This window comes from Halovulum marinum (assembly GCF_009697225.1).
Classification (GTDB): Bacteria; Pseudomonadota; Alphaproteobacteria; order Rhodobacterales; family Rhodobacteraceae; genus Halovulum; species Halovulum marinum.
Map to the genome: position 1 here is coordinate 72,976 of NZ_WIND01000007.1, position 12,602 is coordinate 85,577.

Below are 12,602 nucleotides of genomic sequence, written 5' to 3' on the forward strand. Positions count from 1 at the left end.
CCGGGCGTATGCGGGCGGCGGGCGCGTCGCCGGGTTATGGGTGAGCGGTGGCGGGCTCAGCAATGTCACCCTGACGACGGAGCCGTCCATGAGCCTCCCCGAAACGCCGCAGGCCGCGCCTGCGCGTGTGCAGATGCCGACCCGCAAGCCTGCACGCCCCGAGTTTTCCTCCGGTCCCTGTCCCAAGCGCCCCGGCTGGTCCGCCGAGACCGTCGCCGCGAAGGCCTGGCTGGGCCGGTCGCACCGCGCCGCCGGCCCCAAGGCGCAGCTGAAGGAGGCGATCGACCGCATCGGCGCGCTGCTGGGCGTGCCCAAGGGCTATCGCGTGGGCATCGTGCCCGCCTCGGACACCGGCGCGTTCGAGATGGCGATGTGGTCGATGCTGGGCGCGCGCCCGGTCGACATGCTGGTGTGGGAGAGCTTCGGCGCCGGCTGGGCGTCGGACGCCATGAAGCAGCTGAAGCTGGACGACTGCCGGGTGATCGAGGCCGGCTATGGCGAGTTGCCGGACCTGAGCCAGGTCCGCGCCGATGCCGATGTCTGCTTCACCCAGAACGGCACCACCTCGGGCGCCCGCATTCCGGATTTCGACTGGATCGCCGCGGACCGCGAAGGGCTGACTTTCGTCGATGCCACCTCGGCGGTGTTCGCGCAGGACGTGGACTGGGCCAAGGTCGACGTGCTGACCTTCTCGTGGCAGAAGGTGATGGGCGGCGAGGGCGCGCATGGGGTGCTGATCCTGTCGCCGCGCGCCGTCGAGCGGCTGGAAAGCTTCGATGCCGGCCGTCCGCTGCCGAAGATCTTCCGGCTGACCAAGGGCGGCAAGCTGATCGAGGGCATCTTCGAGGGTGCGACGATCAACACGCCGTCGATGCTGGCGGTGGCCGACTGCATCGATGCGCTGGACTGGATCGACGAGATCGGCGGCATGCCCGCGACCAGGGCACGGGCGGACGCGAACTTCGCGGCGTTGCAGGCCTGGGTCGATGCGTCGGACTGGGCCCGGAACCTTGTCGCCGATCCGGCGGCGCGGTCGAACACCTCGGTCTGCCTGAAGATCGTCGATCCGGATATCGCCGCGCTGGACGATGCCGGGCAGAAGGCGTTCACCAAGGCGATGGTCAAGCTGCTGGAAAGGCACGAGGCCGCGTTCGACATCAACGGCTATCGCGACGCCCCCGCCGGTCTGCGGATCTGGTGCGGCGCCACCGTCGATGCCGCCGATGTCGAGGCGCTGACGCCGTGGCTGGACTGGGCCTTCGCCGAGGCCAAGGCCGCGCTCTGATCCCTTTTTCCGGCCCGCCCGATGGCGCCGCGCATGGATCGCGGCCCCCGGGCGCGCCTTGCCACACAGGATGACTTGACATGCCCAAGGTACTGATTTCAGACAAGCTTTCCGACGCAGCGGTGCAGATCTTCCGCGACAACGGGGTCGAGGTGGATTTCCAGCCGGAGCTCGGCAAGGACCCCGGGAAGCTGGCGCAGGTGATCGGCGAGTACGACGGCCTGGCGATCCGCTCGGCCACCAAGGCGACCGCCGATCTTCTGGACAAGGCGGCCAACCTGAAGGTCATCGGCCGCGCCGGGATCGGCGTCGACAACGTCGATATCGCCGCCGCCTCGGCCCGGGGGATCGTGGTGATGAACACGCCGTTCGGCAACTCGATCACCACCGCCGAGCACGCCATCGCGATGATGTTCGCCGTCGCCCGGCAGATCCCCGCCGCCGATGCCTCGACCCAGGCCGGCAAGTGGGAGAAGTCGAAGTTCATGGGCTCGGAGATCACCGGCAAGACGCTGGGGCTGATCGGGGCCGGGAACATCGGCTCGGTCGTCGCCAGCCGCGCGCTGGGGCTGAAGATGAAGGTGATCGCGTTCGATCCGTTCCTCAGCCAGGACCGCGCCCGAGAGATGGGCGTCGAGAAGGTCGAGGACCTGGGCCAGATGCTGGGCCGCGCCGATTTCATCACCCTGCACCTGCCCAGGACCGAGAAGACCGCGAACATCCTGTCGGCCGAGATGATCGCGAGGATCAAACCGGGCGCGCGGCTGATCAACTGCGCCCGCGGCGGGCTGGTCGACGAGGCCGCGGTCGCCGAGGCGCTGAAATCGGGCCGCCTGGCCGGCGCCGCCTTCGACGTGTTCGCGCAGGAGCCGGCGAAGGAGAACCCGCTGTTCGGCCTGCCGAACGTGGTCTGCACGCCGCACCTGGGCGCCTCGACCTCGGAGGCGCAGGAGAACGTGGCGCTGCAGGTCGCCGAGCAGATGTCGGACTACCTGGTGCGCGGCGCGATCGCCAACGCGCTGAACGCGCCGTCGGTGACCGCCGAGGAGGCGCCGATCCTGAAGCCGTGGATCGCGCTGTGCGGCAATCTGGGCAGCTTTGCCGGGCAGATGACCGAGCACGCGATCCGCGAGATCGAGATCGAGTACGTCGGCCAGGTCGGGCAGCTGAACCTGAAGCCGCTGACCTCGGCGCTGACCGCGGCGATGCTGATCCCGCTGGTCGGCGAGGGCGGCGTCAACATGGTCTCGGCGCCGATCGTGGCGCGCGAGCGCGGCATCCGCATCTCCGAGACGCGCAAGGACGCGCAGGGCGCATTCGGCAGCTACGTGCGGCTGATCGTGACCACCGAGACGCAGACCCGTTCGGTCGCCGGGACGATCTATTCCGACGGCAAGCCGCGGTTCATCCAGATCAAGGGCATCAACCTGGAGGCCGAGCCGTCGGAGTTCATGCTGTACACCGCGAACACCGACACGCCGGGCTATATCGGCGCGCTGGGCACGCTGCTGGGCGAGCTCGGGATCAACATCGCCACCTTCGCGCTGGGCCGCTCGGCCAGGGGCGATGAGGCGATCGCGCTGCTGGGCGTCGACGCCGTGGTCCCGCCCGCGGCGCTGGAGAGGATCCAGGGTCTGGCGCAGGTCCGGCAGGCCAAGGCGCTGCGGTTCTGATCCGCCGGCAACCGGGCGGCGCGCGCTGACGCGCGCACGACCTGCAGCCCGGCGCCCCGGTCCCCGGGGCGCCGGGCGCGCGCGTGACGCTTGACCGGCGCGGCGGATGCGGCACTCTGATCGCATCAGGGAGGACCCGGTCATGGTGGACGCGCCGTTCACCGGATTCGGCCCCCGCGCGGTGGATCTGCTGCGCGAGCTGGCCGCCGACAACTCGAAAAGCTGGTACGACGCCAACCGCGACGGTTTCGAGGCGCAGATCCGCACGCCGATGCTGCGGCTGATCGCCGAGGCCGCCGAGCGCCACGGCGGCGGCGTCAAGCTGTTCCGCCAGCACCGCGACCTGCGCTTCGGCAAGGACAGGAGCCCGTACAAGACCAGCACCTACGGGCTGGTCACCGGGCTGCCGGACGGCCGGGCGCTGTACGCGGCGCTGACCCGGGACGGCTTTTACGCCGGCACCGGCGCGCACCAGCTGTCGCCGGACCAGCTGCGCCGGTTCCGCGCCGCGGTCGATGCGCAAGGCAGCGGCGAGGCGCTGCGGCGGATCTTCGAGGCGCTGCGCGCCGCCGGGCTGGACGTCGGCGGCGACAGCCTGAGCGGCATCCCGCGCGGCGTCGCCAGGGACCACCCGCGGCTGGAGCTGCTGCGCCTGAAGAGCATCACCGCCGGCGCGCGGCTGGCGCCGGACGCGGCGCTGGACGGGCGCCGGCCGCTGCAGCACGCGTTCCGCACCTGGGATATGGCGCGGCCGCTGACCGACTGGCTGGCGCAGCATGTCGGCGCCGCACGGGAGCCGCGCGCGCGGCCCTGAGCCCCTTTCGGTCGCCGCGCCGTTGGCGTATGGGGTCGGGGCAACGAAGCGGAGAGGACCGGCATGGCGAACGTGTGCGTGGTGGGCGCCCAGTGGGGCGACGAGGGCAAGGGCAAGATCGTCGACTGGCTCTCGGAGCGGGCCGACGTGGTGGCGCGCTTCCAGGGCGGGCACAACGCCGGCCACACGCTGGTGATCGACGGCAAGGTCTTCAAGCTGCACGCGCTGCCCTCGGGCGTGGTGCGCGGCGGCAAGCTGAGCGTGATCGGCAACGGCGTGGTGCTGGACCCCTGGCACCTGGTCAAGGAGATCGAGACGATCCGCGGACAGGGCGTCGAGATCAGCCCCGAGACGCTGGTGATCGCCGAGAACACGCCGCTGATCCTGCCGTTCCACGGCGAGCTGGACCGGGCGCGGGAGAGCCAGAACGCGGTCGCGCGGATCGGCACCACCGGCCGCGGCATCGGCCCGGCCTACGAGGACAAGGTCGGCCGCCGCGTCATCCGCGTCGCCGACCTGGCCGACGCCGCCACGCTGGCACTGCGCGTCGACCGGGCGCTGGTGCATCACAACGCGCTGCGCGCCGGGCTGGGGCTGGAGCCGATAGACCGCGACGGGCTGATCGCCGATCTGGAGGCGATCGCGCCGCAGATCCTGCCCTACGCGGCGCCGGTCTGGAAGCTGCTGAACGAGAAGCGCAAGGCCGGCAAGCGGATCCTGTTCGAGGGCGCGCAGGGCTCGCTGCTGGACATCGACTTCGGCACCTACCCGTACGTCACCTCGTCGAACGTGATCGCCGGGCAGGCGGCCACCGGGGTCGGTGTCGGGCCGGGCGCGATCGACTACGTGCTGGGCATCGTCAAGGCCTATACCACCCGCGTCGGCGAAGGCCCGTTCCCGACCGAGCTGGACGACGCCGACGGCCAGCGGCTGGGCGAGCGCGGCCACGAGTTCGGCACCACCACCGGGCGCAAGCGGCGCTGCGGCTGGTTCGACGCGGCGCTGGTGCGGCAGACCTGCGCGATTTCCGGCATCGACGGCATCTGCCTGACCAAGCTGGACGTGCTGGACGGGTTCGAGGTGCTGAAGATCTGCGTCGGCTACGAGCTGGACGGCGCGCGGCTGGACCATCTGCCGACCGCCGCCGACCAGCAGGCGCGCTGCCGGCCGGTCTACGAGCAGATGCCCGGCTGGTCCGAGACCACCCGGGGCGCGCGCAGCTGGGCCGAGCTGCCGGCGCAGGCGATCAAGTACGTCCGCCGCATCGAGGAATTGATCGACTGCCCGGTCGCGCTACTGTCGACTTCACCCGAACGAGAGGACACGATCCTGGTCAGGGATCCGTTTGCCGACTGATGAAGCTGAGCTACAAGTCCAGGCGGCGGCTGTCGCTGCTGATCCTGCTGGTGGGCGTGCCGCTGTACATCGTCGCGGCGGTCAACCTGCTGGCGTTGTTCGAGCGGCCGCCGATCTGGGTCGAGCTTGCGGTCTATGTCGCGCTGGGCATCCTCTGGGCGCTGCCGTTCCGCGCGGTGTTCCGCGGCGTGGGGCGGGCCGATCCCGAAGCGGAGCCCGAGGCGGAGGCGAGACGATGAGGCATCTGGCACGGGGGGCGGCTTTGACGGCGGGGCTGGCGGCGGGGCTGCTGGCCGGCCTGCTGACGGCGGCGGCCGCGCGCGCCGAGCAGATCGGCGAGGTCGACACCGCCTTCAAGCTGCTGGGGCGCAACCACAAGATCGTCGTCGAGGCGTTCGACGATCCGAAGGTGTCGGGCGTCAGCTGCTTCGTCAGCCGGGCGCTGACCGGCGGGCTGCGGGGGTCGCTGGGGCTGGCCGAGGACACCTCGGACGCGTCGATCGCCTGCCGGCAGACCGGGCCGATCGAGATCAGTGGACCGCTGGAGGACGGCGAGGAGGTGTTCGGCCGCCGCACCTCGATCCTGTTCAAGCGGGTGCAGGTGGTGCGGTTCCACGACGAGGCGCGCGCGACGCTGGTCTACCTGACCTATTCCGACCGGCTGATCGACGGCTCGCCGAAGAACGCGATCTCGGCGGTGGTGATCCGGCCCTGGAACGGGGACTGACGCGCCTCGGGCCTGACACGGCTCGGGCCTGACACGGCTCGGGCCTGACACGGTTCGGGGCCTGACGGGGAGGGACCGCGCGGGCGGGCGGCGCGTGCCGCCCGGTGCGCGGTCCGGTGCGCGGTCCGGTCACACCAGTTCGTTCAGCCGCTCCTGGAAGTCCTGCACCGTCTCGGCGGACAGGAAGAACCGACCGGCGTCGGCGCGTACGATCCGGCCGCCGCGCACCAGCTTGCCGAACGCCTTGATCTTGGCCTCGGCGCTGAGCGGGCTGCCGCCGGCGATGGCCTGCACCATGGTCATCAGCTCGGCGCGGCTGACGTGGTCGCGGCCCTCGATCATCATCATGAAGCCGGCCGCGGCGGCCATCATCTCGGGCAGCGACGCGGCGCCGACGGCGCGGGCGAAGCCCGCCGGGCTGCCCGGATCGGCGTCGCCCTCGCCGGGGCCGACGTCCAGCGCGGCCGGCATCGGCTCGGGCATGTCGGCGAAGCTGGAGTGCAGCCGGTCGCGCATCTCGTTGCCGCCGCCGGTGCGGGCCGGCGCGGCCGGGGCGGGTTTCGCCGCCGGCTCGGGCGCCGGCGGCGCCGGTTCGGCGGCGGACGGCTCGGCGGGACGTGCGCCAGCGGCCGGGTGCGGCCGGACGCCGGCGGCGGGCGCGTCCAGCGGCGCGGCATCGCCGTCGACCACGCGCAGACGGCTCGGCGCGGGTTTCGCTGCCGCGTCGCGGGACGCATCGGGCAGCGGTTCGGGCGCCGGTTCGCGTTCCGGGGCGGGGGCGGCGGCCGCGGCCGGGATGTGCGCCGGTTTCTGTGCCGGTTTCTGTGCTGTGGCCTCGGCGGGCGGGATTGCGGTCTCGGGCGGCGCGGCGGCGATCCCGGTCTTCGGGGCCTTGCGGCGCAGCAGCCCGCCCAGCGTGCGCGCGCCCAGACCGCGGCGGGAATGGTCCGGACCGGCGGTGTCGGCGGGTTCCGCCGCCGTGTCCGCGGCAGCTTTTCCGCGCGCCGCGGGCGGCATCTCTGCCTGCGCCGGCGGGCGGGTGCGGAACAGTCCGCCTCGGGGCTCGGGCGGGGCCTCGACGGTGTCGATGAACGCCGGCGCCGGCCCGGGGTCGGCGGGCGCGGTCGCCATTTCGGGGCCCAGCCGCAGCGCCGTCAGCGGCCGATGCGCGGCGTCGGGCGCCGGCGGCGCCTGATCGAGGCGCAGCGGCGCGGCGGGGCGTGCGCCGGTGTCGGCGTCGCGCGCTTCGGCCGCGGCGGCGGCCGGTTCGTCGCGGTGGCGGTCCGCCTCGGCGGCCGTGTCCTCGCCCGTGCGATCGTCGGCAGCATGGCGTTCCACGGTCTCGCCGGCGGTCTCGCCGGCGTTCTCGGCCGCGTCCGCGTCGGCAGATGCGCGGCTCGATTCGTCGCGAGTTTCGTCGCGGCTTTCGGCGGCGGGCTCAACGGCTGTTTCGGCGGCGTGACGCTCCGCCTCTGCATCCGGTTGGGTGCTGCCATCCGCTTCGACGGCGGGCTGGCCCGCGGATTCGGTGGCGGATTCGGCAGCAGATTCGGCGGCGGAGTCGGCGGCGTGCCGCTCCGGCTCGGCATCCGGTGCGGGGCTGGCCGCATCGTGGGCGAACACCAGCGAATCGCCGTGCCAGATGTGATCCTCGGGATCGGCGACGGTTTCTGATTCCGCGTCCGCATCCGCATCCGCGTCGTGGTGAACCGCGTCGTGGTGAACCGGGCGATCAGCTTCGGCGTCCGCGTCCGCGGCGGCATTTTCGTCCGCGGCGGGCGCGTCTTGCGCGGCGGCGGTGTCGTGCGGGTCGGAGAGGTCCGCGCCGGGGGGCGAATCGGCTTCGTCGCCGCCGGCCTCGTCTCGCGCAGCGGGTTCGTCGATGTCGCGCGCACCGTCGAGTGCTCCGTCGAGTGCATCGCCGAGTGCTCCGTCGCGCGCACCGTCGAGTGCTCCGTCGCGCGCATCGTCGCGCGCATCGTCGAGCGCATGGTCGGAGGCACGCTCGCCCGCGGCGTCGGCTGCCGCGCAGCGGCGGACGTGCACGCCGCCGGCGATCGGCTCGAACAGCAGCCGGCTGCCGCCGTCGGGGTCGGTCAGCTTCTCGTGCAGCGATTCGAAGTCGGCGATGTCGCGGTAGCCGGCGAATTCCGGGTCCTTCTCGGCCACGTCCTGGAAGTAGCGCACCACCTTGCGCATGATCGGGAACGGGTTGTCGAACCCCTCCAGCACGCAGGCGAACCCGCCATAGGCCACGGCCAGCTTCTTGCTGTCGGTCATCTCGGTCCTCCACTGTGCGGCGGGCACCCCGGGGCGCGCACCGCCGCGCGCTGTCTGTGCCAGACACTAGGCACTGGTTGCTGGAAACTGAACCCTCTTGAGACTACTACGCTCGGCATGGCCGAAATCCTGCTCGACAGCCCCGACAACGTGACCCTGGTGGGCGGTTCCTTCGCCGCGCGCCGGCAGCTGCGCCGCGCCCTGGCGCTGGCCCCCACGCTGGTGGCGGCCGACGGCGGCATCGCGCACGCGCTGGCCTGTGGCCACAGGCCGGTGGCGGTCATCGGTGACATGGATTCGTTACCTAGTGATGAAACTTGGCGGAAATCCGACATCCGCGTGTACCGGCTGGGCGAACAGGACACCACGGATTTCGAGAAATGCCTGTACTCGATCCGCGCCCCGCTGATCCTGGGCTGCGGTTTCCTGGGCGGCCGGGTGGACCACGCGCTGGCCTCGCTCAGCGCGCTGCTGCGCTATGCCGACCGGCCGGTGATCCTGCTGGGCGAGCAGGACCTGACCTTCCACTGGCGCGCCGAGCTGGCGCTGGAACTGGCCGCCGGCACCCCGGTATCGTTCTTTCCGCTGCGCCGGGTCACCGGCACCGGCTCGCAGGGGCTGGCGTGGACGCTGGCGGGGCTGACGCTGGAGCCGGGCGGCCGGGTCGGCACCTCGAACGCGGCCACCGGCGGCACCGTGCGCGCGGCCTTCGACGGGCCGGGCGTGCTGGCGACGCTGCCGCTGGCGGCGCTGGAGCAGGCGGCGGCGGCGCTCAGCACTCCGGCACGTTGACGGCGAGGCCGCCGAGCGAGGTTTCCTTGTACTTCTCGCTCATGTCGCGGCCGGTCTGGCGCATGGTCTCGACGCAGGCGTCGAGCGAGACCAGGTGCCGCCCGTCGCCGCGCAGGCTGAGCGAGGCCGCCGACACCGCCTTGATCGCGCCCAGCCCGTTGCGCTCGATGCAGGGCGCCTGCACCAGCCCGCGGATCGGATCGCAGGTCATCCCGAGGTGATGTTCCAGCGCGATCTCGGCGGCGTTCTCGATCTGCTCGGCGGTGCCGCCCAGCACCGCCGCCAGCCCCGCCGCCGCCATCGCCGCGGCCGAGCCGACCTCGCCCTGGCAGCCGACTTCGGCGCCGGAGATCGAGGCGTTGGTCTTGATCAGCCCGCCGATCGCCGCCGCCGTCAGCAGGAAATCCGCGATCCGGTCGCGGGACGCGCCCGGCACATGGTCGAGGTAGTATTTCAGCACCGCCGGCACCACGCCGGCCGCGCCGTTGGTCGGCGCGGTGACGACCTGGCCGCCGGCGGCGTTCACCTCGTTCACCGCCATCGCGTAGACCGAGATCCAGTCGTTCACCGTGTGCGGCGCCGACAGGTTCTGGCCGTGCTCGGCCAGCAGCGCCTGGTGGATGCGCCGGGCGCGGCGGCGCAGGTTCAGCCCGCCGGGCAGCACGCCGTCCTCGGCCAGCCCGCGGGCGATGCAGTCGTCCATCACCGCCCAGATCCGGGCGATCCCGGCGTCCAGCTGCTCGGTGCCGCGGGCGCGTTCGTTGACGCGCTTCATCTCGGCGATGCTGAGCCCGCTCTCGTGCGCCATGCGCAGCATCTGCGCGGCGTTGGCGAACGGGAACGGCACCGCCTGCGCGGCGCCGTCGCCGTCGCGGCGGTCCAGCTCGCGTCCGGTCAGCACGAAGCCGCCGCCGACGGAATAGTAGGTCTCGCGCGCGTGCAGGTCGCCGCGGGCGTCGAACGCCTCCAGCACCAGCCCGTTGGCGTGGCCCTCGAGCGGCGGGCCGTAGTCGAACACCACGTCGGTCTGGGGGTCGAACGCCAGCTCCGGCAGGCGCTCGGGGCGCAGGGTGCGGTCCGCGGCCAGCCGCGCCTCGGCTTCGGCGGCGCGGTCGGCGTCGAACCGGTCGGGGGCGAACCCGGCCAGCCCCAGCACCACCGCGCGGTCGGTGGCGTGGCCCTTGCCGGTGAACGCCAGCGAGCCGTGCAGCGTGCAGCGCACCGCCGCCGGCGGCCCGGCGCCGGGGATCGCCTCGCGGCCGTCGCGCAGCAGGTCGAGAAACCGCGCCGCGGCGACCATCGGGCCCATGGTGTGCGAGCTGGACGGGCCGACGCCGACCTTGAAGATGTCGAACACGCTCAGGAACATGGCCGTGACCCCCCGTCATTGCGGCGCTTTGGCTTTTGAACCCGCCGCGCAAACCGCCTATAAGCCGCCCAATAGCCTGTTTTCCACGGCGATGCCAAAGGGATCTGCGCCAATGCTGGATCGTCTCGACCCGCCCGACCGGGCGAAGCTGACCGCCGCCTACCACGCGATGCAGTTCGTCGAGGACGACATGCGCATCGGCCTGGGCACCGGCAGCACCGCCGAGTGGCTGGTCAGGCTGCTGGGCGCGCGGAGTTATCTTGAGGGGCTGCGGGTGGTCGCGGTGTCGACCTCGGAGCGGACCGAGGCGCTGGCCCGGTCGGTCGGGCTGCGCACCGCGACCCTGGAGGAGGCCGGCTGGCTGGACCTGACCATCGACGGCGCCGACGAGGTCGACCCGGTGCTGTCGCTGATCAAGGGCGGCGGCGGCTCGCTGCTGCGCGAGAAGATCGTCGCCGCCGCCTCGGAGCGGATGGTGGTGATCGCCGACGACGGCAAGCGGGTCGACACGCTGGGCGCGTTCCCGCTGCCGGTCGAGGTGGTGCGCTTCGGCTGGACCGCGACCCGCAAGCTGATCGAGGACGTGCTGTCCTCGACCGACCTGGACGGCAGCACGATCAGCCCGCGGATGAAGGACGGCGCCCGCTTCGTCACCGACGAGGGGCATTACATCCTCGACCTGCACCTGGAATACATCGACGACGTCGACAGCCTGGCGCCGCGGCTGCTGGCGGTGCCCGGCGTGGTCGAGACCGGGCTGTTCATCGACATCGCCGACACCGCGGTGTTCGGCTTCGCCTCTGGCGAGGTGCACGAGCTGGGCGCCGACGGCGAGACCCGGCGGCTGGACCCGCCGCAGGACGAGCGGATGCAGCGGATCCTGGCCCAGCTGGACATCCGGGGCTGAACCCCGCCGCGACAGGAGATTTCATTGGCAGATTTCGACTACGACCTTTTCGTCATCGGCGGCGGCTCGGGCGGGGTGCGCGCCGCGCGCTGGGCGGCCGGGTACGGCGCCCGCGTCGGCCTGTGCGAGGAGGACCGCTACGGCGGCACCTGCGTGATCCGCGGCTGCGTGCCGAAGAAGCTGATGGTGTTCGCCTCGGGGTTCTCCGAATCGGTCGAGGACGCCACCGGCTTCGGCTGGCGTTTCGAGCGCAGCGATTTCGACTGGCGGTTCTTCATCGACAAGAAGGACCGCGAGATCGACCGGCTGGAGCAGGTCTACCAGCGCAACCTGGAGAAGGCCGGCGTCACCATCCACCGCGCCCGCGGCGTGCTGGAGGATCCGCACACGGTCAAGCTGTCGACCGGCGAGACGATCACCGCCGCGCACCTGCTGGTGGCCACCGGCGGCGCGCCGTTCGTGCCGGACGTGCCGGGGATCGAGCACGCCATCACCTCGAACGAGATCTTCCACCTGGAGACCCGGCCCGAGCGCATGCTGATCATCGGCGGCGGCTACATCGCCTGCGAGTTCGCCGGGATCATGAACGGTCTGGGCACCAGGGTGACGCAGTTCTACCGCGGCGCGCAGATCCTGCGCGGCTTCGACGACGAGGTGCGCGGTCATGTCGCCGAGGAGATGCGCAAGAAGGGCATCGACCTGCACCTGGGCCGCGATCTGGTGTCGATCGAGAAGACCGGCTCCGGGCTGGCGGTGAAATGTTCGGACAACAGTATCAGCGAATACGACGTGGTGCTGTACGCCACCGGCCGCCGCCCAAACACCCGCGGGCTGGGCCTGACCGAGCTGGGGATCGAGCTGGGCCGCTACGGCGAGATCTGCGTCGATGAGTACTCGCAGAGCTCGGTGCCGTCGATCTACGCGATCGGCGACGTCACCGACCGGGTGAACCTGACGCCGGTGGCGATCCACGAGGGCATGGCCTTCGCCGACACCGTGTTCAAGGGCGAGCCGACACCGGTGGACCACGCCAACATCCCCACCGCGATCTTCACCCAGCCCGAGATCGGCACCGTCGGCATGACCCAGGAAGAGGCACGCGAGCTGTACGACATCGAGATCTACCGCACCGCGTTCCGGCCGATGTTCCACGCCTTCGCAGACCGCGACCAGCGGATGCTGATGAAGCTGGTGGTGGACAAGGCCAGCCGCCGCGTGCTGGGTGTGCACATCGTCGGCCCGGCGGCCGGCGAGATGATCCAGCTGGTCGGCATCGCGGTGAAGATGGGCGCCACCAAGGAGGATTTCGACCGCACCATGGCGGTGCATCCGACCGCCGCCGAGGAACTGGTGACGATGCGCCACGCCGTTCCGGGCTGATCTTGCGATTTCACCCTCG

The 12,602-nt window shown here is 71.7% G+C and carries 11 protein-coding genes; 9 read left to right on the forward strand and 2 right to left on the reverse strand.

The window, feature by feature from the left end; translation table 11 throughout:
- Positions 1 to 88: 88 nt before the first annotated feature.
- The 6 genes from GE300_RS10875 (at position 89) to GE300_RS10900 (ending at position 5,855) form a co-directional block, all read left to right on the forward strand.
- Positions 89 to 1,285, forward strand: a complete 1,197-nt coding sequence (locus GE300_RS10875; protein ID WP_233416932.1) for a phosphoserine transaminase — start codon at positions 89 to 91, stop codon at positions 1,283 to 1,285.
- An 80-nt stretch (positions 1,286 to 1,365) separates the two neighbouring features.
- Positions 1,366 to 2,958, forward strand: coding sequence for a phosphoglycerate dehydrogenase (gene serA / locus GE300_RS10880; RefSeq protein ID WP_154446595.1), 1,593 nt, complete (start codon positions 1,366 to 1,368; stop codon positions 2,956 to 2,958).
- Between the two features lie 142 nt (positions 2,959 to 3,100).
- Entirely contained in the window at positions 3,101 to 3,772 is a 672-nt protein-coding gene (locus tag GE300_RS10885) for a DUF2461 domain-containing protein (RefSeq protein ID WP_233416933.1), read from the forward strand.
- Positions 3,773 to 3,835: 63 nt separating this feature from the next.
- Positions 3,836 to 5,128: an adenylosuccinate synthase gene (locus GE300_RS10890; protein WP_154446597.1), complete on the forward strand. Its 1,293-nt coding sequence runs from the start codon at positions 3,836 to 3,838 to the stop codon at positions 5,126 to 5,128.
- Entirely contained in the window at positions 5,128 to 5,367 is a 240-nt protein-coding gene (locus tag GE300_RS10895) for a DUF2842 domain-containing protein (protein WP_154446598.1), read from the forward strand. Before GE300_RS10890 ends, GE300_RS10895 begins: the two co-directional genes overlap by 1 nt.
- The gene (locus tag GE300_RS10900; RefSeq protein WP_154446599.1) at positions 5,364 to 5,855 is read left to right on the forward strand and encodes a CreA family protein; all 492 of its coding nucleotides are present in this window, start codon (positions 5,364 to 5,366) and stop codon (positions 5,853 to 5,855) included. The genes GE300_RS10895 and GE300_RS10900 overlap by 4 nt, the downstream gene beginning before the upstream one ends.
- Before the next feature lie 129 nt (positions 5,856 to 5,984).
- On the opposite strand, the gene GE300_RS10905 is transcribed toward GE300_RS10900, so the two are convergent.
- The gene (locus GE300_RS10905) at positions 5,985 to 8,135 is read right to left on the reverse strand and encodes a hypothetical protein (protein ID WP_154446600.1); all 2,151 of its coding nucleotides are present in this window, start codon (positions 8,133 to 8,135) and stop codon (positions 5,985 to 5,987) included.
- 117 nt (positions 8,136 to 8,252) lie between these two features.
- Here GE300_RS10905 and GE300_RS10910 point away from each other — a divergent pair, with 117 nt between their 5' ends.
- The gene (locus GE300_RS10910; protein WP_154446601.1) at positions 8,253 to 8,927 is read left to right on the forward strand and encodes a thiamine diphosphokinase; all 675 of its coding nucleotides are present in this window, start codon (positions 8,253 to 8,255) and stop codon (positions 8,925 to 8,927) included.
- Here the strand turns inward: GE300_RS10910 and GE300_RS10915 are convergent.
- Positions 8,908 to 10,296, reverse strand: a complete 1,389-nt coding sequence (locus GE300_RS10915; RefSeq protein WP_154446602.1) for an L-serine ammonia-lyase — start codon at positions 10,294 to 10,296, stop codon at positions 8,908 to 8,910. The two genes, GE300_RS10910 and GE300_RS10915, sit on opposite strands and share 20 nt — an antisense overlap.
- Before the next feature lie 112 nt (positions 10,297 to 10,408).
- On the opposite strand from GE300_RS10915, the gene rpiA reads away from it, so the two are divergent.
- Both rpiA and gor read left to right on the forward strand, forming a co-directional pair.
- Positions 10,409 to 11,203 (forward strand): ribose-5-phosphate isomerase RpiA, encoded by a 795-nt coding sequence (gene rpiA, locus GE300_RS10920; protein WP_154446603.1) that lies wholly within the window; start codon positions 10,409 to 10,411, stop codon positions 11,201 to 11,203.
- A gap of 24 nt (positions 11,204 to 11,227) precedes the next feature.
- Positions 11,228 to 12,583 carry a glutathione-disulfide reductase gene (gene gor / locus GE300_RS10925; protein WP_154446604.1) on the forward strand — a complete coding sequence of 452 codons (1,356 nt, stop codon included), beginning with the start codon at positions 11,228 to 11,230 and terminating at the stop codon, positions 12,581 to 12,583.
- Positions 12,584 to 12,602 lie beyond the last annotated feature (19 nt).

What these genes read in the sequence shown, in the direction of transcription:
- GE300_RS10875 (WP_233416932.1), top strand. Translation starts at nt 89, where the DNA reads ATGAGCCTCCCCGAAACGCCGCAGGCCGCGCCTGCGCGTGTGCAGATG.
- serA (WP_154446595.1), top strand. Translation starts at nt 1,366, where the DNA reads ATGCCCAAGGTACTGATTTCAGACAAGCTTTCCGACGCAGCGGTGCAG.
- GE300_RS10885 (WP_233416933.1), top strand. Translation starts at nt 3,101, where the DNA reads ATGGTGGACGCGCCGTTCACCGGATTCGGCCCCCGCGCGGTGGATCTG.
- GE300_RS10890 (WP_154446597.1), top strand. Translation starts at nt 3,836, where the DNA reads ATGGCGAACGTGTGCGTGGTGGGCGCCCAGTGGGGCGACGAGGGCAAG.
- GE300_RS10895 (WP_154446598.1), top strand. Translation starts at nt 5,128, where the DNA reads ATGAAGCTGAGCTACAAGTCCAGGCGGCGGCTGTCGCTGCTGATCCTG.
- GE300_RS10900 (WP_154446599.1), top strand. Translation starts at nt 5,364, where the DNA reads ATGAGGCATCTGGCACGGGGGGCGGCTTTGACGGCGGGGCTGGCGGCG.
- GE300_RS10905 (WP_154446600.1), bottom strand. Translation starts at nt 8,135, where the DNA reads ATGACCGACAGCAAGAAGCTGGCCGTGGCCTATGGCGGGTTCGCCTGC.
- GE300_RS10910 (WP_154446601.1), top strand. Translation starts at nt 8,253, where the DNA reads ATGGCCGAAATCCTGCTCGACAGCCCCGACAACGTGACCCTGGTGGGC.
- GE300_RS10915 (WP_154446602.1), bottom strand. Translation starts at nt 10,296, where the DNA reads ATGTTCCTGAGCGTGTTCGACATCTTCAAGGTCGGCGTCGGCCCGTCC.
- rpiA (WP_154446603.1), top strand. Translation starts at nt 10,409, where the DNA reads ATGCTGGATCGTCTCGACCCGCCCGACCGGGCGAAGCTGACCGCCGCC.